This window comes from Piscibacillus salipiscarius JCM 13188, from assembly GCF_001311865.1.
In the GTDB taxonomy this organism is placed as follows: domain Bacteria; phylum Bacillota; class Bacilli; order Bacillales; family Alkalibacillaceae; genus Piscibacillus; species Piscibacillus salipiscarius.
The window spans coordinates 1-510 of sequence record NZ_BBCD01000063.1; the positions used below are offsets into that span (position 1 = coordinate 1).

The 510-nt window shown below is 29.6% G+C and carries 1 protein-coding gene; it reads right to left on the reverse strand.

Annotation, left to right across the window (positions count from 1 at the left end):
- The coding region (locus JCM13188_RS17280) for a hypothetical protein (protein WP_279402068.1) at nucleotides 1-345 on the reverse strand (345 nt) is incomplete at its 3' end.
- Nucleotides 346-510 lie beyond the last annotated feature (165 nt).

A 510-nucleotide genomic window follows, 5' to 3' on the forward strand; every position in this document is an offset into this window, starting at 1 on the left:
AAGTAAAATAGTCTTACTCTCCAGTCCTAACCAGAGCAGCAATGCAGGGATGATAGAAGTAAGTACAGGAACATTAATTCCATCCCATCCAAGTATGTATAGAAATGGTAACTTATAAACAATGACTAAATAATCTAGAACGGATTGGTATTCATTTTGAAGCTGATTGTTAATGATCATTAATAACGAATTAAATATAAAAACACCTATTACAGATAATAGATTTTTATACCAAGAATGGTAATTGGTTAAAAACATGCCTAAAAGATAATGGGAAAAAATCATTATAATAACTGTAATGAATACAATGTCATTCCGTTCAGTGTTCCAAGCCGAACCAATCATTCCTGTCCCTATAAGGACTAAACAAGTATGAAAAATCATTGGCTTTACATTGAATTTTAGTATTTGAATAATAGCAAAACACCTCACAATCTATTAATTGTCAATAATATTTGAATAGTATCAAACAGACAAGTATTATGTGAATAGTGGGGTGTTTTTTTATTT